Annotated in this window: 15 protein-coding genes; 5 read left to right on the forward strand and 10 right to left on the reverse strand. The window is 68.5% G+C overall.

Going from position 1 to position 21,480, the window contains the following annotated elements; translation table 11 throughout:
- Positions 1–351: 351 nt before the first annotated feature.
- The 3 genes from ACTOXK_RS06835 to ACTOXK_RS06845 all read right to left on the reverse strand — a co-directional run bounded on the left by ACTOXK_RS06835 (position 352) and on the right by ACTOXK_RS06845 (position 4,047).
- Positions 352–933, reverse strand: coding sequence for a C40 family peptidase (locus ACTOXK_RS06835; RefSeq protein WP_482276645.1), 582 nt, complete (start codon positions 931–933; stop codon positions 352–354).
- Positions 934–1,173: 240 nt separating this feature from the next.
- Entirely contained in the window at positions 1,174–3,309 is a 2,136-nt protein-coding gene (gene ligA / locus ACTOXK_RS06840) for an NAD-dependent DNA ligase LigA (protein ID WP_482276644.1), read from the reverse strand.
- Positions 3,310–3,507: 198 nt separating this feature from the next.
- Positions 3,508–4,047: an HdeD family acid-resistance protein gene (locus tag ACTOXK_RS06845; protein WP_482276643.1), complete on the reverse strand. Its 540-nt coding sequence runs from the start codon at positions 4,045–4,047 to the stop codon at positions 3,508–3,510.
- Positions 4,048–4,202: 155 nt separating this feature from the next.
- Between ACTOXK_RS06845 and ACTOXK_RS06850 the strand changes: the two genes are divergently transcribed.
- A complete protein-coding gene (locus tag ACTOXK_RS06850) occupies positions 4,203–5,087 on the forward strand; it encodes an NAD(P)H-hydrate dehydratase (protein ID WP_482276642.1) in 885 nt (294 codons plus the stop codon).
- A gap of 9 nt (positions 5,088–5,096) precedes the next feature.
- Here ACTOXK_RS06850 and ACTOXK_RS06855 read toward each other — a convergent pair whose 3' ends face one another.
- Both ACTOXK_RS06855 and glmS read right to left on the reverse strand, forming a co-directional pair.
- Complete coding sequence (locus ACTOXK_RS06855; protein ID WP_482276641.1) at positions 5,097–6,947, reverse strand: hybrid sensor histidine kinase/response regulator; 1,851 nt, start codon at positions 6,945–6,947, stop codon at positions 5,097–5,099.
- Positions 6,948–6,968: 21 nt separating this feature from the next.
- Positions 6,969–8,816: a glutamine--fructose-6-phosphate transaminase (isomerizing) gene (gene glmS / locus ACTOXK_RS06860; protein ID WP_482276640.1), complete on the reverse strand. Its 1,848-nt coding sequence runs from the start codon at positions 8,814–8,816 to the stop codon at positions 6,969–6,971.
- A 210-nt stretch (positions 8,817–9,026) separates the two neighbouring features.
- On the opposite strand from glmS, the gene acpS reads away from it, so the two are divergent.
- On the forward strand, positions 9,027–9,581 hold the full coding sequence (gene acpS / locus ACTOXK_RS06865) for a holo-ACP synthase (protein WP_482276639.1): 555 nt from the start codon (positions 9,027–9,029) through the stop codon (positions 9,579–9,581).
- Between the two features lie 22 nt (positions 9,582–9,603).
- On the opposite strand, the gene pheT is transcribed toward acpS, so the two are convergent.
- The 3 genes from pheT to ACTOXK_RS06880 form a co-directional block, all read right to left on the reverse strand.
- Positions 9,604–12,054 (reverse strand): phenylalanine--tRNA ligase subunit beta, encoded by a 2,451-nt coding sequence (gene pheT / locus ACTOXK_RS06870; RefSeq protein WP_482276638.1) that lies wholly within the window; start codon positions 12,052–12,054, stop codon positions 9,604–9,606.
- A 198-nt stretch (positions 12,055–12,252) separates the two neighbouring features.
- Positions 12,253–13,314, reverse strand: coding sequence for a phenylalanine--tRNA ligase subunit alpha (gene pheS, locus ACTOXK_RS06875; protein ID WP_135971131.1), 1,062 nt, complete (start codon positions 13,312–13,314; stop codon positions 12,253–12,255).
- A gap of 423 nt (positions 13,315–13,737) precedes the next feature.
- A complete protein-coding gene (locus ACTOXK_RS06880; RefSeq protein ID WP_482279207.1) occupies positions 13,738–14,880 on the reverse strand; it encodes a coiled-coil domain-containing protein in 1,143 nt (380 codons plus the stop codon).
- A 283-nt stretch (positions 14,881–15,163) separates the two neighbouring features.
- Between ACTOXK_RS06880 and ACTOXK_RS06885 the strand changes: the two genes are divergently transcribed.
- The 3 genes from ACTOXK_RS06885 to ACTOXK_RS06895 are packed head-to-tail and all read left to right on the forward strand — an operon-like array spanning position 15,164 to position 17,553.
- Complete coding sequence (locus ACTOXK_RS06885) at positions 15,164–15,469, forward strand: hypothetical protein (RefSeq protein ID WP_482276636.1); 306 nt, start codon at positions 15,164–15,166, stop codon at positions 15,467–15,469.
- A gap of 2 nt (positions 15,470–15,471) precedes the next feature.
- Complete coding sequence (locus tag ACTOXK_RS06890) at positions 15,472–15,918, forward strand: hypothetical protein (RefSeq protein WP_482276635.1); 447 nt, start codon at positions 15,472–15,474, stop codon at positions 15,916–15,918.
- Between the two features lie 12 nt (positions 15,919–15,930).
- Positions 15,931–17,553: a DNA repair protein RecN gene (locus ACTOXK_RS06895; protein WP_482276634.1), complete on the forward strand. Its 1,623-nt coding sequence runs from the start codon at positions 15,931–15,933 to the stop codon at positions 17,551–17,553.
- A 201-nt stretch (positions 17,554–17,754) separates the two neighbouring features.
- Here ACTOXK_RS06895 and ACTOXK_RS06900 read toward each other — a convergent pair whose 3' ends face one another.
- Positions 17,755–19,371: a polysaccharide deacetylase family protein gene (locus ACTOXK_RS06900; RefSeq protein WP_482276633.1), complete on the reverse strand. Its 1,617-nt coding sequence runs from the start codon at positions 19,369–19,371 to the stop codon at positions 17,755–17,757.
- Positions 19,372–19,671: 300 nt separating this feature from the next.
- Positions 19,672–21,480: excinuclease ABC subunit UvrB (gene uvrB, locus ACTOXK_RS06905; protein ID WP_482279883.1), on the reverse strand; the 1,809-nt coding region annotated here is incomplete at its 5' end.

A 21,480-nucleotide genomic window follows, 5' to 3' on the forward strand; every position in this document is an offset into this window, starting at 1 on the left:
ACGGGCTTCGCAGACCCCAACTGTCCGGGTATACGAATCCAAGGCAAGCAGGTGCCTTGAAGTAGGCATTATAGCGCGACTTCTTGCGCTGTCCAACCTGCGAAAACATCTCGTTGGGGCGATGTTTCGGTGATGGCATCGATGAGCAATGGGGCAAAACGGTAACAAAACCGTTACTGATCTGGCATTTTACCTGGAACCTCCGGGACAGGCCGCCCCTGTTTCCCCTCTTCATCCCGCCGATAATATTTTCCGTGGATGACTTTTTTCACTGATGAGCGGGCTCAGGATTGGGAAGACAGGGCCACAAGCGAAGATTGGCCGGGCTCGCGGCCCTCGCTCGAGGGCCCTTTAGGCCACGAGGCGCTTGGCGAAAGAGGGGGCGAAGTAGTCGAAGGTGGCCCGCATAATGCGGCCGCCGCCTGTGGAGGCGTGGATGTACTCGCCGTCGCCGGCGTAGATGCCCACGTGGTACACGCCGCTGCCGCTACCCCAGAACAGCAAGTCGCCGGGGAGCACCTCGTCGAGCGAGACCGCCTCCCCCAGGGCGCTCTGCTCCGCGGCGGTGCGGGGCAGCGCCATGCCGAGGGCGTGCTCGAAGACCCACCGGGTGAACCCGGAGCAGTCGAAGCCGGCCGGCGTGGTGCCTCCGTAGACGTAGGGCACGCCGAGGTGGCTCGCGGCCTCGTCCACGACCGACTGGCGCCGGGCCGAGCGCTCCTCCTCGGCGGCGCGCTCGGCCGCGGCGTCGGCCACGGTGCCCACGTAGTCCTTGATCTCGTTGGCGAAGGACTCGATGTGGGCGAAGGGGTTGTCCTGCGCGACCTCGTTGGCCTGGGCCTCCGGGGCGCTCATCGCGATCATCGTCGCGGAAAGGGCGCAGGCGAGCAGAAGGGTGCGCGCCCGCTGGGTGAGAAATCTGTAACTAAGCATGGCGGCGAGTCTAAGGGGTGCGCGCCGCCCCGCCAAGGCCCTCCACAAGGCGCCCGCGATATGGCGACAAGGCGCCCACGTTCAGTTCACAGCCCCTTCCCGAGAACTCAACGGGAAGTTCACGTCCCCTCCGCACGCCCTCCATCACCTACCAGCGAGATCAGGAAATAGAAGGCGAAGAAACCGCAGGTGATGGCACGTGCTCTCTCACGGTAGGGCCCGGAGGGATAGGAGCAGATTCTACACTTCCCGCGGCACCTCGCCGGTTTCCAGCAGATGCAGAAGGGCCGCCTCGTCGAGCACGGGAACGCCGAGGGCGACGGCCTTGTCGTACTTCGAGCCGGCGCTCTCCCCCGCCACGACGAAGCTCGTCTTCTTCGATACCGAGCCCGACACCTTCGCCCCCATGGCCTTCAGACGCGCCCCGGCCTCGTCCCGGGTCATGCCCGAGGCGGCCAGGGTGCCCGTGAGCACGAAGGTGAGCCCGGCGAGCACCTGGGGCACCGCCTCGCCGGCCGCCATGGTCTCGGCGGCCATGGTCACGCCGGCGGCCCGCAGCCGCTCGATGACCGACACGTTGTCCGGCGTGCGGAAGAAAAGCCAAATGCCGTGGGCCATCTTCGGGCCCACGCCGTTTATCTCGGCCAGCTCGTCCTCGCCGGCATCGGCCAGGGCCTCCAGGGAGGGGAAGGCATCGGCCAGAAGCTCGGCCGTGGTCTTGCCCACATGGCGGATGCCCAAGCCGAAGAGCATGCGGGCGAAGGGGCGGCCCTTGGAGGCCTCGATGGCGGCCACGAGCTTCTTCGCCACCGTATGCCCCAGGCGGATGGGCTCCCCCTCCTTGTTCACGCGACCCATGTCAAGGGCGGCCAGCTCGTCTTCAGAGAGCGAGTAGTAGTCGGCCACATCGGCCACGCGCCCGCTCTCCACGAGCCGCGAGACGATCTCCTCTCCCATGCCGTCGATGTCGAGCGCTCCGCGGCTCGCCCAATGGAGCAGCCGCTCCAAGGCCTGAGCCGGGCAGTCGATGGAGATGCAGCGGAAGGCCACTTCTCCCTCGTCGCGCACCACGGGGCTGCCGCAGCTGGGGCACGCGCTCGGCATCTCCCAGATGCGGGCCTCGGGGCTGCGCAGGGCCAGCACCGGGCCCAGCACCTCGGGAATCACGTCGCCGGCCTTCCGCACGATGACCGTATCGCCCACGCGCACGTCCTTGCGGTGCACCTCGTCCACGTTGTGCAGCGTGGCCCGGGCCACGGTGGACCCGGCCACCGATACCGGCTCCAGCTCCGCCACGGGCGTGAGCGCCCCGGTGCGGCCCACCTGCACGGTGATGTCCCGCAGAAGGGTGGTCTTCTCCTCGGGCGGGAACTTGAAGGCGATGGCCCAGCGCGGGGCCCGGGAGGTGAACCCCATGGCCCGCTGGCGGGCGAAGGAGTTCACTTTCACCACCACGCCGTCGATCTCGTAGGGCAAGTCGTCGCGGCGCCGGACGGCCTCCTCGCAGAAGGCGCGCACCTCCTCGGCGGTCTCGCACAGCCGCACATCGGGGTTCACGTGGAAGCCGGCTTCCCGCAGCCACTGGAGCAGCTCCCACTGGCCGTCCACCGCCAGGGCGCCCTCGTCGGCGATGGCGTACATGAAGGTGGACAGGTCGCGGCCCTGGGTGACGCGGGCATCCTTCTGGCGCAGGGAACCGGCCGCGGCGTTGCGGGGGTTCGCGAAGGGGGGCCGCCCCTCGGTCACAGCGGCGGCGTTGAGCACCTCGAAGCTCTTCTTGGGCATGTACACCTCGCCCCGCAGCTCGAGGGAGCCCACTCCCGGCGCCACGGCGCCCAAGGCCCCCTCGCGCAGGCGGAGGGGCACGTCGCGCACCGTGCGCATGTTCACGGTCACGTCCTCGCCCGTGGTGCCGTCGCCCCGGGTGGCGGCCCGCACGAGCAGGCCGTCCTCGTAGGTGAGCGCGATGGAGCTGCCGTCGATCTTCAGCTCGCAGCACAACGGCGGCAGCGCGCCGCCGCAGGCCTCCTCCACGCGCCCGAGCCACTCGTCCAGCTCGCCCAAGTCCATGGCGTTGTCCAGGGAGTACATGCGCCGCTCGTGCACGACGGGAGCGAACTGCTCGCCCACGTAGCCCCCCACGCGCTGGGTGGGCGAGGCCGGCGTCACCAGCTCCGGATGGGCCGCCTCGATCTCGCGCAACTCGCCCATGAGCGAGTCGAAGGCCGCGTCCGAGATGGTGGGGTTGTCCAGAGCGTAGTACTGGTAGCTGTGGTGCTCGATCTCGCGGCGCAGGGCCGCCGCCCGGACAGCCGGATCGCTCGCCGCAGCCGCCAGGGCCGTCGCGTCGAACAGGGAGCCTTCCCGTTGAACCATGGATATGCGCCTTTCTCCTCGCCGCAGGGCCGTGGCATGGCCCCGCCCGTCACACCGGCCGCCTCCTGCGGGGAAGACGGCCGCTTCGTCAACGAGGGCCCGGACGAATCCGGGCCCTCGGTCGTGTCGCAGCGGCTATGATACCACCGCTCGGGCGACGGGCGAAGCCGCAGGGCCGAGCCCGTCGCCGCCGTGCGCCTAGTGGTTGTGGGCGAAGCGCGTCGGCGCCTGGGGCAGGGTCACGCCGTAGACGGCCATCTGCACGCCGCGGGCCATGAGGAACAGCCCGAGGAACAGGGCGAAGGAGCCCGGGGCGATGATGAAGGCGAAGCCGCACAGCACGCTCACGATGCCGGAGAACAGCACCCAGCCCCAGCCGGGCAGCACCTCCCGCAGCCGCACCGAGGCCACGATCCCGAACACGCCGTAGGCGATGACGAAGATGCCCATGACCCAGGGGATCACCACGGCCGACACCACGGGGTGGGCGATGAAGAGCACGCCCAAGATGAGGTCGCAGGCGGCGTAGGCGAGCGCCCAGGCCGACAGGCCCTCGCTCTTGCGGTACCGGAAGAAGGCCCAGCCGTCCACGATGCCGGCGGCCACGAACATGCAGCCGGCCAAGATGGCGATGGTCACGAGGGTGAGGCCCGGCACCATGAGCAGGATGAAGCCGATGATGATGAGCGCGATGCCGGCGGCGAACAGCGCCCAGTTGCGTCCTGGTTTGGTATCCATGGTTTCCACACTCCTTAAGCGAGGTTGTATACTAGGTAGACTCCCATTGTAGAGGGCCGTGTCAGGCGGAGCACCGCTCCCGGCGCGGCCGTTGCCCAGGAGATTGCGCCGCGTTGGCGCGGCGTTGGAATGACCGCTGCCGGGAAAGGACCCCCATGACCTGCACCGTCGCACCCCCTCGCACCGATGCCGCCCTGGCGGCCCTGCTCCCCTGGCCCGCCCCCGACGCTCACAAGTACAGCCGCGGGCACCTCGCCGTCGTGGCGGGCTCGGCGGCCTACCCCGGGGCGGCCTGCCTGGCGGCCACGGCCTCCCAGCGGGCCGGCGCCGGCTACACCGAGGTGTTCTGCGCGGGGAAGTCGCTGCTCGCCGTGCGGGCCGCGAGCCCCTCCCTCGTCGTGCGCGATTGGCGCCATTGGCGGCCGGGCCGCATGGCGTCCCCGAGCCCCGACCGCCCCGGCGCCTGCATCATCGGCTGCGGGTTCGCCGGCGAGGAAAAGACCGAGGGGCCGCTCGTCATGGAGACCCTGCGCGCCTTCGCCGGCCCGCTCCTCGTCGACGGGGGCGCCCTGACCCTCCTGGCGAGCGCGACGGGGCTGCGCCTGGCCGCGGAGCGGGCCGCGGCGGGGCTGCCCCTCGTGCTGACGCCCCACGGCGGCGAGGCGGCTCGGCTCGCCCGGGCGGCGCAGCTGGAAGAGGGGCTTGGCGAAGCAGATTTGGCCCGCGAGCTCGCCCGGGCCTTCGGGGCCGTCGTGGCCCTCAAGGGCCCATGCACCTACATAGCCGACAGCGCGGGGGTTGAGGTGATGGATCGCGGCACGGCGGCCCTGGCCAAGGCCGGCACGGGCGATGTGCTCGCCGGCATCATCGGGGCGCTTCTGGCCCAGGGGCTCAGGGCGCGGGACAGCGCGGCTGTCGGCTGCGCCCTCCACGCCGAAGCAGGCCGGGCAGCCGAGGTGGCGCTCACGGCCATCTGCACGGTGGCCGAGGACGTCGTCGCCTCTCTGCCGGCCGCCGTGCGGGCCATCGCGGGCCGGTAAGCGATCCGCTTAAGCCCAAGAGGCCTCGGAGCGGGACAGCGCCGCCACGGTCTTGGCAAGGACGGCCACGTCGATGGGCTTGGCCACATGGGCGTCCATGCCGGCCGCCAGAGCCTCCCGCTTATCCTCGGCGAAGGCGTTGGCCGTCATGGCGATAATGGGGATGGTGCGGGCGTCCGGCCGATCGAGGGCCCGGATGGCCCGGGCGGCCTCATGGCCGTTCATGACCGGCATCTGCACGTCCATGAAGATCATGGCGTAGGTGCCCGCAGGCGCGGCGGAGAACATCTCCACGGCCTCCCGGCCGTTCTCGGCCACATCGCAGGTTCCGTGATGGATGCCCAGCACCGCGGCGATGATCTCGGCGTTCAGGTCGTTGTCCTCCGCCACAAGGAAATGGCGGCCGCCGAGGGCCTCGTCGATGTCCACCGGGGCCTCGGGGGCCGGAACGTCCCCGCCGGCCGCATCCCCGATCGCCGGCGGGAAGTCCAGATCGATGGTGAAGGTGGAGCCGCGGCCGAGGGCGCTCTCCACGGCGATGGTGCCGCCCATGAGATCCACGAGGTTCTTGGTGATGGCCATGCCGAGACCGGTGCCCTGGATCTTGTTGGTCAGGCTCGACTCCTCCCGGGAGAACGAGTCGAAGATGGTGGCCAGGTACTCCGGTGCCATGCCGATGCCGTCGTCGGCCACCACGATGCGCAGGTGCTGCAAGGTGCCGTGGCGCTTGAGGGACCCATCGATGGCAAAGCGGATGGAACCGCCCTCGGGGGTGTACTTCATGGCATTGGACAGCACGTTCATGAGAATCTGCCGCAGGCGCCCCTCATCGCCCACGAGGGCCTCGTGGGTTACACCGGTCACTTCCACGGTGAAGACCTGGTCCCGGGCGCTGGTCTGGGGCCGCATCATGGCCTCCACCGCCGCCACGGTCTCGCTCAGGCGGAACTCCACGGCCGCCAAGGTGGTCTTGCCCGACTCGATCTTCGACATATCGAGCACGTCGTTGATGAGCCCGAGCAGGTGCTGGCCGGACGTGGCGATCTTGCGGTTGTACTCGCGCACGGTCTCAGGGTGGTCGGCATCGCGTTCGATGAGGGCCGAGAAGCCCAGGATGGCGTTCATGGGGGTGCGGATGTCATGGCTCATGGCCGAGAGGAAATTGCTCTTGGCCCGGTTGGCCTCCTCGGCGGCGGCCACCGTGTCCATGAGTTTCTGGCGGATATCGTGCTCGTGGGTCACATCGGTGAGCGAATAGATGATCTTCTCGCTGCCGCCGAGCACGACCGGGCGGCTCGTGATGCGCAGCCACATATTCCGGCCGAAGGCCCCGTTGAAGCACTGGAACTCCCAGGTGCGACGCTCGCCCGGGACGCCGGAGTGCACGATGGCGGCCACCTTCGCGTAGGCCTCGTTGGCCGACAGGCCGTCCACGGCGAAGAACGCGGCGGCCGGCACCCCCAGAATGTCCTGGATGTTCTCGAATACCGCCTCCACGACCCGGTCCTTGCTGTCCACAATGAAGATGGCCGTATCGATGTTGGCGCCAATAGCCTGGTAGATGCTCTGCACGTAGCGCTCGCCCCGCCGCTCGCGGCGGTTGCGGTACACGAGCAGGGCGGCGATGGCGGCCACAGCCAAAAGCACCGAGCCCACGAGCACGGCCACGAGCCGCGCCGTCACGGTCACGATGGCGGTGCCCTCGGCCTCATCCGTGGGCATGATGGCATCGGCCTGCACCACGAGCTCGTGGATGGTGGCGTAGTAGTGCAGGCCGGCGGCGGTGATGACCACGGCCAGGGCGATGACCACGGCCGCGACGGCCACGAAGATGGCCCGGGAATCGAGTCTCTGCCTCATGGTCGCCGGCCGCCCGAGGGGCTATTCCACCGTGACGGACTTGGCCAGGTTGCGGGGCTGGTCCACGTCGCAGCCGCGCAGTACCGCCACCTCGCGGGAGAGCAGCTGCAGGGGCACGCTCGCCGTGATGGGGCTGAAGGCGTCACGCACCTTCGGGATGTAGATGACATGATCGGCGTGCTTGGCGATGTCCTCATCGCCCTCGGTGGCCACGGCGATGATGCAGGCGCCCCGGGCCCGGGACTCCTGGAGGTTCGAGACCACCTTGTCGTAGACCGGGCTGTCCGTGGCGATGGCCACCACGGGGAAGTTCTCGTCGATAAGGGCGATGGGGCCGTGCTTCATCTCGCCGGCGGCGTAGGCCTCGGCATGCAGGTAGCTGATCTCCTTGAGCTTCAAGGCGCCCTCGTAGGAAGTGGCGGCCCCCATGCCCCGGCCGATGAACAGGGCGCTTGTCGCATCCACCATGGCCCGGGCGGCCTCTTCCACGGCCGGCCCGCACTCGGCGAGGATGCGCTCCACGGCCTCGGCCGTGTCGGCCAGCTCGCTGAACAGGAGCTTGATCTGGCCGCCGGTGAGCCGGCCCGTGGACTGGCCCAGCAGCATGGCCAGCAGGGTGAGGGAAACCACCTGGCCCAGGAAGCTCTTGGTGGAGGCCACGGCGATCTCCTTGTTGGCCTTGGTGTAGATGACGCCGTCGGACTCGCGGGCCACGGGGCTTCCCACCACGTTGGTGATGCCGAAGACCTTGGCGCCGCGCACCCGGGCGTCGCGGATGGCGGCCAGGGTGTCGGCGGTCTCGCCGGACTGGGACACGGCCACCACGAGGGTCGTGGGGGTGATGATGGGGTTGCGGTAGCGGAACTCGCTGGCCACCTCTACCTCGCAGGGGATGCGGGCCCAGCCCTCGATGAGGTTCTTGGCGATGAGGCCAGCGTGGTAGGAGGTGCCGCAGGCGATGACGTAGACGCGGTCGATGAGGTTGAGCTCGGCCGGGGTCATGTCCAGCTCGTCGATAGTGAGCGCGCCGCCGGAAAGGCGGCCGGCCAGGGTGTCGCGGATGACCCGGGGCTGCTCGTGGATCTCCTTCAGCATGAAGTCGGGGTAGCCCCCCTTCTCGGCCACGTCGATGTCCCAGTCCACGTGGGTCACCTCGGGCTCCAGGGGGTTCCCGTCCATGTCGAAGTAGGCGATGCCCTCGGCCGTCAGGGATGCCATCTGGTCGTCGGCGAGCACCACCACATCACGGGTGGCGTCGATCATGGCGATGATGTCGCTGGCCACGTAGCTGCCCATCTCGCCACGGCCCACCACGATGGGCGAGTCCTTGCGACAGACGATGAGGGTGCCCGGCTCGCCCTCGGCCATGACAGCCAGGCCGTAGGCGCCCACGAGCTGGGAAGCGGCCTCGGCCACGGCGGCGCGCAGGTCGCCCGTGCCGGCCTCGCGCAGCCGGTGGTAGGCCTCTTCCACGAGATGGGCCACCACCTCGGTGTCGGTCTCGGACTTGAAGACGTGGCCGCGGCCGATCAGCGCCTCGCGCAGCTCGGCGAAGTTCTCGATGATGCCGTTATGCACCACGGCGATGTCGCCGGCGCAGGAGGTGTGCGGGTGGGCGTTGGCCTCGCTCGGCTTGCCGTGGGTGGCCCAGCGGGTGTGCCCGATGCCGCAGGTGCCGTCCAGATCGAAGTGCTCGAGGGTATGGGCCAGCTCGGACACCTTCCCCTTGCGGCACACCACCTCGATGGCCTCACCCTGCTGCACGGCCACGCCGGCCGAGTCGTAGCCGCGGTACTCCATGCGGGAGAGCCCCTCGATGAGGATGGGCTCGGCCGGGGCGGCCCCCGTGTATCCAACGATTCCGCACATAGGTTGCTCCTTCGGAAACGGGGCGCGACCAAGCGCCCCTCGTTCTTGTTCTGTGATTCGTCCCATTGTACCGTCGCGGGCAGAATGCCGCGCCCCGTTTCACGAAACGTGCGCACGGGGCGCATCTGGTAGAATGGCGGGCGACACGGAGGCGGCGCGACCGGCGAGCCGGCCCCTTCCTCCCCGGCATTCCCATTGAAAGGCGGCATTGTGGCCCGATCCAAGAAATCCCAGGCTATCGTCGACGGCGCCCTGTCCATGACCGTGGCGAGCGATTCGGTGGGCCTCGGCGTCGATATCGTGGAGATCGAGCGCATGGCCCGCATCATCGAGCGCTCCCCCGCCTTCACCGAGAAGGTCTACTCCGCCGCCGAGCGGGCCTACTGCGACGGTCACGCCCACCCGGAAGTGCACTACGCCACCCGCTTCGCCGCCAAGGAGGCGGTGCTCAAGGCCCTGGGAACGGGGTTCTCCGAAGGCATCAGCTGGCTCGACGTGGAGGTGCGCCGCACGAGTAAGGGGCGCCCCTACGTGGTGCTCACGGGCCGGGCCCGGGAGGTGGCCCGGGAGATGGGGGTGCGCGAGATTCCCATCTCGCTGTCCTACACCCACACCGACGCCGTGGCCTGCGCCATGGCCATCACCGACGAGTCCGTGGCCGCCCAGGAGCGGCGGCGCGATCCCATGGAGGAGCTGACCCGTCAGTTCAAGGAGGCCCGCTCGTTCCTCGACGAGCTCCCCGCAAGCGAGGGCGGCCGGGAGTAGCCCCGGCCGCCTCTTGCAACTACTAGCCGCGCACCTCGGCACCGCAGGCCTTCTCCACCTTGGCCACCAGCTTGCCGTGGGCCCGCTCCACTTCCTCGCCCGTGAGGGTGCGATCGGCGGCGCGGTAGGTGAGGGTGTAGGCCATGGACTTCTTGCCCGCCCCCACGCGCTCCTCGTCGCGGTACACGTCGAACAGGGCCACCGATTCCAGCAGCTTGCCGCCGGCCGAGGCCATGACCTGCATGAGCTTCTCGTGGGTCACGTCCTCCCCCACCACGAAGGCCTGGTCCATCACCACGGCCGGGAAGGTGGGCACGGCCACGTAGTCGCGGGCGGGGCGGGCCGCCTTCACGAGGGCCGCCACGTCCAGCTCGAAGGCCACCACCGGCGCCGCCGCGTCGAAGGCGTCGCAGACGAGCGGGTGCACCTCGCCGACCCAGCCGATGACGGCGCCGTTGGCCATCATCTCGGCGGCCCGGCCGGGCTGCAACTGGGGCGCCTCGTCGGCGGTCAGGGCCCGGAAGCGCACCTTGGGGAGCGCCAGCTCGCGGGCCAGGTTCTCCAGGACGCCCTTGCCGTCGAAGAAGTCGAAGGGCACCGCCGGCGCGTTCCAGGCCGCATCCCCCATGGAGCCGGCCATGACGGCAGCGAGCTTCTTGCGCTCCTTGGCCTTCTTGCGCCCCTCGGCGGCCGAGAACACCGTGCCGATCTCGTAGAGCTGGATGTTTTTCACGCCGCGGGCCTGGTTGTAGGCCACCGACCGCAGCAGGTTCGGCACGATGGACTGGCGCATGACCGACTGGTCGGCGTTGAGGGGATTCAGCAGTTCCACAGCCAGGCCGAGGCCGTCGGCGGGCAGGCGCAGCCGCTCGATGTCGCCGGGCTCGGCGAAGGAGTAGGTCATGGTCTCGTTGAGCCCCGAGGCCCGCAGCACGGCATTCACCAGCCGCAGGGTCTCCTGCTCGGGGGTGCGGGCGCCCACGCGCTCGCGGCCGCCGGGCAGCGTCGGCTCGATGCGGTCCATGCCCCACAGGCGCAGCACTTCCTCATACAGGTCGATCTCGCGCTCCAGGTCGGGACGGAAGGTGGGGGCCAGCACCGAGAGCACTGCGGCCTCGTCGGTGGCCTCCACGGCGCAGCCGAGGCGCACGAGGATGTCCCGAATGAAATCGGCGGGAATGGCGGCGCCCATCATGGCGTTGAAGCGGTCGATGCGGAAGGTGAGGGGGCGCGCCTCGGCCGGCCGGCCGTACACGTCCACCACGCCCGGGCGCACGGTGCCCCCGGACACCTCGGCGAGCAGGGCCGCCGCGGCCTGAGAGACGAGCTCGGTCAGGTTCTCGTCCACCCCGCGCTCGTAGCGCATGGAGGACTCGGAGATAAGGCCCAGGTTGCGGCTCGTGCGGGAGGTGCGGCCGTTGCAGAAGTCCGCCGACTCCAGCAGCACCGTCGTGGTGGCCTCGGTCACCTCGGTGTCCAGGCCGCCCATGACGCCGGCCAGGGCCACGGCCCGATCGGGGGTGGCGATGACGGTCATATCCTCGGTGAGCACGCGCTCCTCCCCGTCGAGGGTCGTGAGATGCTCCCCCTCGGCCGCGCCGCGCACGATGATGCGCACGCGCCCGTCGCCGTCGCACAGGGTGTCGAAGTCGAAGGCGTGCAGGGGCTGGCCGTAGAGGTAGAGGATGTAGTTGGTCACATCCACCACGTTGTTGATGGGACGGCCGCCGGCGGCGCTCACGCGCTCGGCGAGCCAGTCGGGCGAGGGGCCCACCTTCACGTTGTCGATGACCCGGGCGGTGTAGCGGCAGCAGCGCTCGCTGTCAGGCACCTCCACGGTGACGGCGGCGGCCACGTCCTCGCCGGCCGTGACGGCGGCGAGCTTCGCCACGTCGTCGGCCAGAGGGTAGGTCACCGGCTGCTGGTACATGGCCCCCACTTCCCGGGCCATGCCCACCACCGACAGGCAGTCGGGTCGGTTGGGGGTGATTTCCAGGTCGAGCACCGTGTCGCCCGAGCCGATCACCTCGGCCATGGCCGTGCCCACGGGGGTCTCCTCCGGCAGAATCCAGATGCCCGAATGGTCGGAACCGAGGCCCAGCTCCCGCTGGGAGCAGCACATGCCGCAGCTGACCACACCGCGCAGCTTCGACTTCTTGATCTTGAAATCGCCGGGCAGCACCGCGCCGACGCAGGCCACGGGCACCTTGATGCCCGCGGCGATGTTCGGGGCGCCGCAGACGATCTGCACCGGCTCGCCAGCCCCCACGTCCACGGTCACCACGGACATGTGGTCGGAATCGGGATGGGGCTCGCAGGTGAGCACCGAGCCCACGACGACGCCCTCGAAGGCCTCGCCGAGGGTCTCAATGCCCTCCACCCCCGTGCCCGTCAGATCGAGCCGGTCGCAGAACGCCTTCAAATCACTCGGCACCTGCGTATATTCCGAAAGCCACTTCAAAGATACTTTCATAGCTTCATTCTTTCTCTTAAATCCTCTACACGTTTGCTTTTGTCAGAGGGATTCGCCCAAGGAAGTCAGCGAGGACCTCTGTGGCGGCCCGCATCGGGGTGTCGTGCGGCTGAGCGTACTTCGTTACGCGAAGGCAAGCACGAAAGCCCCGAGGCGGGATGCCACGGAGGGCCGCAGCGTCGACAGCCAATTCTATAATTAGAACTGCCGCAAAAATCTCATGTCGCCTTCCAATAGCATTCTGAGGTCAGGCACGTCGTACTTGAGGCAGGCGATGCGCTCCACCCCCATGCCGAAGGCGAAGCCGGAGTACTCCTCCGGGTCGATGCCGCTCATGGACAGCACGTTGGGGTCCACCATGCCGCAGCCGAGGATCTCGATCCAACCGGTGCCCTTGCACATGCGGCAACCCTCGCCGTGGCAGATGCCGCAGCTCACGTCCGCTTCGGCCGAGGGCTCGGTGAAGGGGAAGTAGTGGGCGCGGAAGCGGGTCTTGCGCTCGGGGCCGAAGATCTGCTTGCACAGGTAGTCGAGGGTGCCCTTCAAGTCGCCGAAGGTGATGCCCCGATCGACCACGAGGCCCTCGATCTGGTGGAACTGGGGCAAATGCGACGGGTCGGCCACGTCGCGACGGTACACCTTGCCCGGGGCGACCATGTAGATGGGCAGGTCCCAGTCCTCCATGGTGTGCACCTGCACGCCGGAGGTCTGGGTGCGCAGCAGCACGTCGGACTCGCCGCGCACCCGGGCCGCATCGCCGGACAGGTCGCGCACGTAGAAGGTGTCCTGCATGGAGCGGCTCGGATGGTCGGCCGGGGCGTTCAGGGCCGTGAAGTTGTAGTAGTCGGTCTCGACCTCGGTGCCCTCGACCACCTTGTAGCCCAGGCCCAGGAAGATGTCGGATATCTCGTCGATGATGCCGTTGATGAGGTGGCGCGTGCCCATCTGCTGGGCACGGCCGGGCAGCGTCACGTCCACGGCCGCCGCATCGATGGCGGCGGAGAGCTCCGCGGCGTCGAGCACGGCCTTGCGGGCCGCCAGGGCCTCCTCCACTTCCACGCGGGCCTCGTTCACGGCCTTGCCCACGCTCGCCCGCTCCTCGGGGGGAACCGACCCCATGGAGCGGAGATAGCCGGTCAGGCTGCCGGACTTGCCCAGCACCGCCACGCGCACCCCGTCAAGGGCTGTCGAGTCGGCCGCCGCCTCGATGGCGGCCAGGGTGCTCTCGCGCAGCGCCGCGAGCTCCTCTGCGATTGCCATATATGCCTTCCCTTTCTCGTACATCGAACCTATAGAAAAGAGCCCTCTCCCGCCTTGGCCGGAGACACGTCTCCGAAACCCAAGGACGAGAGAGGGCTCTCGCGGTACCACCTCGGTTGGCCATGGCTCCGTCCGGCCTGAGGGCCGGGGCGCCATCGCCCGCTCGTTGCGCTCGGTCACGGGAGCGAGCCGTCGCCCCCTACTGGCCGGCTGCCGCAACGGGCTGCCGGGTTCAAGGGCGCTGCTCGGAAGGGAACGGGTCTCGCGCCTCCGATCGGACCCTTTCAGCCGGGGGGGCCCTTCTCTGGTGATCTCAGCCTGCGAGCCTTATCTTCGTCATCGCATGTAGCAGTGCAGTATAGCGCACATCTCGCGGCGCGACCACTGCAATCCCCACAGAGGGTGCGGAAGGCAGCCGCAACGCTACAGGAAGCGGTACTTCACCGTGCGCAGGCCCCAGTCGCGGCAGCTGGAGAAGCCGAAGGCCTTCCACACGCCGGGCTGCAGGTCGAGCACGCGGCTGCCGCCGCCCATGGAGCCGCAGTCGTTCACCGTGGCGTACACGGTCATGCCGCCGTAGCGGATCTCCACGGTGCGGCCGAAGTAGCTGCGGTAGTTGGGCATCGACTTGGGAACGGCCACGCCCATGGAGTTGTCGTCGCAGATGGCACCCGTGGCCGTGGTGCCCGGGTTGGGCGTGGACGGATCGGTGCTGCCGCCGTAAGCCGATGCAGTGCCCGAGAGCCACCCCTCGTTGGACGACCCCGAGCCCGAGGAACCGGAATCGGAGCCCGAGCCGGAATTAGAATCCCCGGAACCCTCGTCGGGATCGGATGTCACCGGCTCGTCGTCGGAGACGACCGGCTCGCGGTCGCCGGTGTTGGCATCGGGGCTCTCTTCCACATTGTCAGCCGCCGCGGCTTCGGCCTGGGCCTGCTGCTGGCGCAGGGCCTCGGCCTGGGCGGCCAGCTCGGCCAGGCGGGCCGCCTGGTCCTCCTTGGCGCCGGCCAGGCGCTCGGTGGCGCCTTGGACGACGGCCTCGGCCTGGGCCCGCTTCTCTTCCTGGGCGGCCAGAGCCTGCTCCTGCTCGTTCTTCTGGGCGTTCAGCTCGTCGGAGACCTCGTCGAAGGCGCGCTTGCGCTCCTTCTGCTCGGCGATCTCCTCGGCCTGGTAGGCCATGATCTGGTTGACGTACTCCATATTGCGCAGCAGGTCATCGAAGTTCTTCGAGTCGAGTACCAGACCGAGCAGTCCCAGGGAGCTGCCGTCCCGGTACTCCCCCACGGCCACCGATTCCAAGACGGAGCGCCCCTCCAGCATCGCCTGCTGGGCCTCGAGGGCGGAGGCGGCGGTGTCGTCGATCTGCTGCTGCAGACGCTCCACCTCGGCCGTGAGCTGCTCGTATTCCTCGTTTATCTCGGCCATGCGCGACTCGGCCGCGTCAAGCGTGGCTTGGGCATCGTCAACGGCGGCCTGGGCGTCGTCGGCCGGATCCGCCAAAGCGGATACGGGCGCGAGCCCTGCCAGGGAGCAGGCGAGCAGGATCGCCATGAAGCCCGCGATCAAGCGCCGTCCTTGTCGTTGCAGGTATACCAAGGCATCCCTTTCGTTGCGCTGACATTCTCCGGACCGGTTCCCCCGTTCCGGGGAGGAGGCCCGCGACATATCGCTTTATCTTCCCGAATAATACGGTTGCTGACAAGCGTCTTGCCGAAAAAGACATGACCGAGCGTCCCGCTCTTCGCTGCACGATACCAGAACCTTCCGTGTAATGCAAATGTTTGTTCGTATTACTATTGCTTTTTTTGCTCCTTTCCCCTACACTGCGCCCATACGGAAAGGAGGCGCCATGCACGCCATGGTCACCGCCCGAGTCCCCGTGGAGATTCGGGATCAAGTCAACGCGCAACTGCGCTCCATCGGGTCGTCCCCCACTGAGTTGGTGAACGCCGCCTACGATTACGTGCTGCGCACCGGGCATCTGCCCGACCCGCAGCCGAGCGAGCAGCCCCTGCGCATCACGCTCACCGACGCGCAAGTCAACGAGTTGCGCTTCCGCCTGCGCCACGCCACCCGCAGCGTTCCCGCCACGTTCTGGGGCCCCGAGGGGCCGGCCCTGGCGACCCTCGTGCCCGACGGCCCCGAGGAGGTGTAGCCATGCGATTGTTCATCGATAGCGACATGCTGCTCGACTTCGTGGCCGAGAGGCCCCAGACCCGCGAGGCCTGGAACAAGCTGAACGCCCTGGAGCTGACGGGCACGGCGGAGCTGTGGGTGGGGGCCTCGAGCTTCGAGCGGGTGCGCAGCGCCCTGGCCACGGCCGTGGCCGACGGGGAGGCCCGGTCGGCCCTGCGCTCCACCATGGGCTTTCTGTCGGTCTGCTCCGTGGACGGCGGCGACGTGCGCTTTGCCCTCGACCACGGCGGCGTTCCCTACGAGACGGCCCTGACCGAGGCCTGCGCCCGCAAGATCCAGGCCGACTTCATCATCACGGGCACCGGTCCCGTCGACATCTCGCGGCCCATCCGCCGGGTGGGGCCCGCGGAGTTCTTCGAGGTGCTCGAGCGGGAGCAGGGCATCGTCTTCGACCTTATCGACTTCTAGAAAGGGCGCCCCATGATCGACGAAATCCAGGTGCGCGACATCGCCCTCATCCGCGAGGCCGCCCTCGCCCCCTCGCCGCGCCTCACCGTGCTCACCGGCGAGACCGGCGCCGGCAAGACCGCCCTCATCTCGGCCTGCAAGCTGCTCATGGGGGCGCGGGCCGACAGCGCCGTGGTGCGCGAGGGGGCCGAGCGGGCCCAGGTGGACGGACGGCTCTTCGCCCCGGGAGAAGCCGACGACCTCGTCATCTCCCGCCGCGTCGGGGCCGACGGCCGCTCCCGCGCCTCCATCAACGGAGCCATGGCCAGCGTCTCCGAGCTGGCGGCCACCGTCGGCCCCCTCATCGAGCTCTGCGGGCAGCACGAGTACCAGGCTCTCCTCAAGACCGCCGAGCACGGCCGCATCCTGGACGGCTGGGCCGACGAGACCACCGAGGCGGCCGGAGCCTACCGGGCGGCCCTTGAGGCGGCCGAGGCGGCCGAGGCGCACCTGCGGGAGGTTCAGGCCCAGGCGAGCGCCTCCTCGAGCCAGCTCGACGAGGCCCGCTTCACCCTTCAGCAGATGGAATCCGCTAACCCTCAGGGCGGCGAGTACGAGGAGGTGCGGGACTGGCTCGCCCGGGCCGAGCACGCCGAGACGCTGGCCCGCAACTCCCACGGCGCGGCAGCGGCCCTCTCCGGCGACGAGGGGGCCCTCGATGCCCTGAACGCCGCCATCGGGCTCATCGACGAGGCCGCCCGGGCCGACGAGAGCCTCGCTCCCTACGCCCAGTCGCTGCGCGAGGCCTCCTTCGTCATCGAGGACGTGGCCCGCGACATGGCCGCCTACTGCGACGGCATCGATTTCGACGGCGCCTCCCTCGCCGAGGCCCAGGAGCGCATGGGGCAGCTCACCGGCCTCATGCGCAGCTTCGGCCCCACCATGGAGGAGGTCTTCGCCCGTTGGGACGAGGCGGCCGCCCTCGTAGCCGCCGTCGACGACGCCGATGGGCTCATCGAGGAGGCCCAGCAGGAGCGCGACGCAGCAGAGGCGGTCCTCGCCGAGCGGGCCGCGGCCTACGATAAGGCGCGGCGCGCGGCGGCCCCCCGCTTCGCGGAGGCCGTGAACGCCGTGCTCGCCCGCCTGGAGATGGGCGGGGCTGAGCTGCTCTGCACCGTGGGCGAGCTGCCGCGCGAGCAGTGGAGCCGCAGCGGCCCCGACGCTGTCGCCTTCGAGTTCCGGGCCGGCAAGTCCATGCAGCCGCGCCCCCTCACCCGCATCGCCTCCGGCGGCGAGATCAGCCGCGTCATGTTGGCCGTGAAGGTGGTGCTCGGCGAGCGCGACGGCACCGAGACCCTCATCTTCGACGAAGTGGACGCCGGCGTGGGCGGCAACACCGCCAACGCCCTGGCCGCCGTCCTCGCCGAGCTGGCCGCCAGCCACCAGGTCATCGTCATCACCCACCTGGCCCAGGTGGCCGTGCTGGCCGATGCCCACTACACCGTCACCAAGACGGCCGGCGACGAGCCCCGCACCGAACTCGCCCCGGTCGAGGGAGACGCCCGCATCGCGGAAATCGCCCGCTTGCTGTCGGGCAGCACCACCGAGACCTCTCTGGCCCACGCCCGGGAAATGCTCGACCGCGCCCGAGGCTGAGCATGCCGCCACGCGGCACAGAGCGCGATGGTTCCGCGGGGCCATTGCGACACTCCCCCGCGCCAAAGAAGGGCGCGGCACCTCAAAAGCTGAGCCCCCCCGCTCGAAAGAAGGGGCTGGAGGCAAAGCCCCCAGCCCCTCGTCGGCATGGCGGTCGGCGCACCGGCGCGCTCCCGATGTGTGTCAGCTTTGAACCGAGAATTAGGCAGCTGCGGCGTCCTGCAAGTTCTTGGCCAGGGCCTCCACATCGTCGTAGGCGATGAGCTGGTCGACGGTCACGAACTTGTAGCCCTCTTCTATCAGTTGGGGCAGGGCGATCTTCAGCGCCTCGATGGTCTGGCTGCGGTCGCCGCCCCCATCGTGCATGAGCACCACGTCTCCGGGCTTCACGCTCAGCAGGCGCTGGGCGATGGCCTCGGCGCCGGGGCGGCGCCAGTCCTCAGTGTCGACGTTCCAGCCGATCTCGCCGGTTACATAGGGCTGCAGCGTCCAGATAATCTCGTCGTGATAATTGCCGCCCGGAGAGCGGAAGATCTTCGACGCCTCCTTGCCCGTGGCCTGGGCGATGGCGTCCTGGCCCTTCTGCACCTCGGCGATCTGCTCGTCGGCCGACATGTGGGTCATATCAACGCCGCGGCCCGACCCGGAGGCATGATCGTAGCTGTGGGTGCAGATCTGGTGCCCCTCGTCGGCAGCCCGCTTCACCACTTCTGAGAAATCGGTCTTGTCGAAGATCTGGTCTCCGATGGTGAAGAACGTGGCCTTCACCCCATACTGCTTCAGCACATCGAGCAGCTCGGGCGTGGTGCCAATGGGACCGTCGTCGAAGGTGAGCGCGACGACCTTCTCCCCCTTGGTATCGGCGTTGTACTTCAGGTAGATGTTGTCGCGGCCCTCGCGCACCGTCTCCTCGACGGTCTTGCCCGACACCTTGCCGGTGCGCTTCTCCACTTGGCCCGTCTCTCCGGGCACGTACACATGGATGGCGCCGTCGCCCAATTCCTGCTGGCCCGGCTCGCTCTCCACGGTCTCGGTCTCGTAGTCCTCGGTGGCATCGGCACCGTCCTCGATCTGGAGCGAATCGCCCTTGTGAAGGGCCGTGGCGGTGTCGGTGAACTCGCTGCCGTTGATGGTGCCCGTGAACGGCGTGCCGCCGCCCTCTTCGAGTACCTCTCCGTCAACGGCGAGGAGGTTGCCGGGCTTAGGGGACACGATGCCCTCGTTTATGATATCGCCTACCGTAGCGCCATCGTGCACCGTGCGCGTCATGCCGTTGACCGTCACGTTGTAGGTGGGCGGGTTCAAATAGAGGTACACGCCGACCCCGATGGCCGCCAAGATGATGACGGCGACGATGGCCGAGATGATGCCGCCATTCTTCTTCCCCTTTTTCTTATAGCGCCCCATGTCGTCGTAAGGGGTCATCTGCCCCTCGGTCTTCTGGGCGGGCATGACCCGCGGGTTCGCGCCCACGGGAGCGTAGCCGGCATAGCCGCCCTGCTGCTGATAGCGCGAGCCGTACTGCGGGTGATTCGCCGCCTGGGGATGGGGCTGGCTCGTGGCCGCGGCGTACTGCTCGTAGGCAGCCCGGGCGGCCGCCTCTTGGGAGGCGGCATCATGGCCGTCCCCGTAGGGGTACCCCGGCGCCACCGGATCGTCGTCCGGCGGAAGGGCGGCCGCCGGACCCGTCAGATACGGGGCCGCGGAAAAACTCCCCGTCCCCTGGGACGGGTGCCGGCGCGTGGGCGTGGGATGCTGTCGCGGGTTGTTCCGCGGATTATGGCTTCCTCCCGCAGGAGTCGTCGGCTGATTGGGCATCTAACTTCCTTCAAGCAAGCTCAAGGGTGGTACAGGCTGTATAGGGGCATTATACGTCCTGAAACCTCGTTTCCCCGCGCACTCCGGCTTACATTTCCGTAAAGATCGCAATCCGCAACATCTCCATGAACGAGGCGCGGACCGAGCGGGAGCATTCCCGCGCCCGGCCCGTGCCTCGCTCTCGAGCGGCCCGGTGCTCGGAGGCGCAGCGGTTCCGCCACCCTGTTCTCCGCGGCCGGGCCCGGCGCTCAGGGTCACCGCGGCTCTGCTGCCCCGCTCGCCCTGACCCGGGCCCGGGGCTTAAGCCCCGCGGCTGCTGCCGTAGGCGGCGTGCTTGCGGTTGCCGTAGGCGCTCCCCTTGCGGGCCGACTTCCTCAAGTCCTTCAGCACGTCGTCTTCGGACTTGTCCTCCACCGAGCTCTTCAGCTTCACCACCTGGTCACGCAAACGCGCCGCCTCCTCGAAGTCCATGTCGCGGGAGGCGGCGGCCATGTCGTCCTCCATGGACGAGATGATGCGCAGCACCTCTTCGCGGGACAGCTCGGCCAGCTCCTTGTTCACCTGCTCGGCCGTACTTCCCTCCACGTCTTCGGTGATGAAGCCCATGATGTCGTTGATGGCCTTGCGGATGGTCTGGGGCTGGATGCCGTGCTCGGCGTTGTAGGCCATCTGAATCTCGCGGCGCCGCCGCGTCTCGTCGATGGCGCGGCGCATGGAATCGGTGATGCGATCGGCGTACATGATGACCTGGCCCGACACGTTGCGGGCCGCGCGGCCGATGGTCTGGATGAGCGAGCGGTGGTTGCGCAGGAAGCCCTCCTTGTCGGCATCAAGGATGGCCACGAGCGACACCTCGGGCAGATCCAGGCCCTCGCGCAGCAGGTTGATGCCCACGAGCACGTCGAACTCGCCCCGGCGCAGATCGCGCAAGATCTCGGTGCGCTCCAGAGTGGCGATGTCCGAGTGCATGTAGCGGGACTTCACTCCCTGGTCGAGCAGGTGGTCGGTGAGATCCTCGGCCATCTTCTTCGTGAGCGTGGTGATGAGCACGCGCTCGCCCTTGGCCGCCCGCTCCTTGGCCTCGTCGATGATGTCGTCGATCTGGCTCGCGCTCGTGCGCACGACGATCTCGGGATCCAGCAGGCCCGTGGGACGGATGACCTGCTCCACCTGGGCCAGGCTCACCTTCTCCTCGTAGTCGCCCGGCGTGGCCGACACATAGACGAACTGCGGGATGCGCTCCTCGAACTCATCGAAGCGCAAAGGGCGGTTGTCCAGGCAGCTGGGCAGGCGGAAGCCGTGCTCGGCTAGGGTGATCTTGCGGGAGCGGTCGCCCTCGTGCATGCCGCGGATCTGCGGCACCGTGACATGGGACTCGTCGATGATGCAGAGGAAGTCCTTGGGGAAGTAGTCGATGAGCGTGTAGGGGGGCTCGCCCGGTGCCCGTCCGTCCAGATGGCGCGAATAGTTCTCGATGCCCGAGCAGAAGCCCATGGTCTCCAGCATCTCCAGATCGTAGTTCACGCGCATCTCCAGGCGCTGGGCCTCCAAGAGCTTGCCCTCCTCCTTGAACTGCTGCAGACGCTCGCGCAGCTCGTCCTGGATGGTGACCAGGGCCTTGTCCATCTTCGGCCGTGCCGTCACGTAGTGGGACGCCGGCCAGATGGGCAGCGCCTCGTAGGAGGCCAGCACCTCGCCGGTCACCTGGTCGATCTCGTCGATGGACTCGATCTCGTCGCCCCAGAACTCGATGCGCAGCGGATGGTCGGCGTAGGGCGGGAACACGTCGAGCGCATCGCCCCGCACGCGGAAGGTGCCGCGCTTCTGCTCGTAGTCGTTGCGGTCGTACTGGATGTCGATGAGCTCGTGGATGACCTGGTCGCGGTCCATCTCCTTCTCTTTGTCGACGAACACGGCCATGCCGGCGTAGTCCATGGGGCTGCCGATACCGTAGATGCACGAGACCGACGCCACCACGATGACATCGCGCCGCGAGAGCAGAGCCGAGGTGGCCGCATGGCGCAGCTTCTCCACCTCCTCGTTGATGGAGGCGTCCTTCTCGATGAAGGTGTCCGACGAGGGCACGTAGGCCTCGGGCTGGTAGTAGTC

The sequence above is a fragment of the Adlercreutzia sp. genome (genome assembly GCF_056795635.1).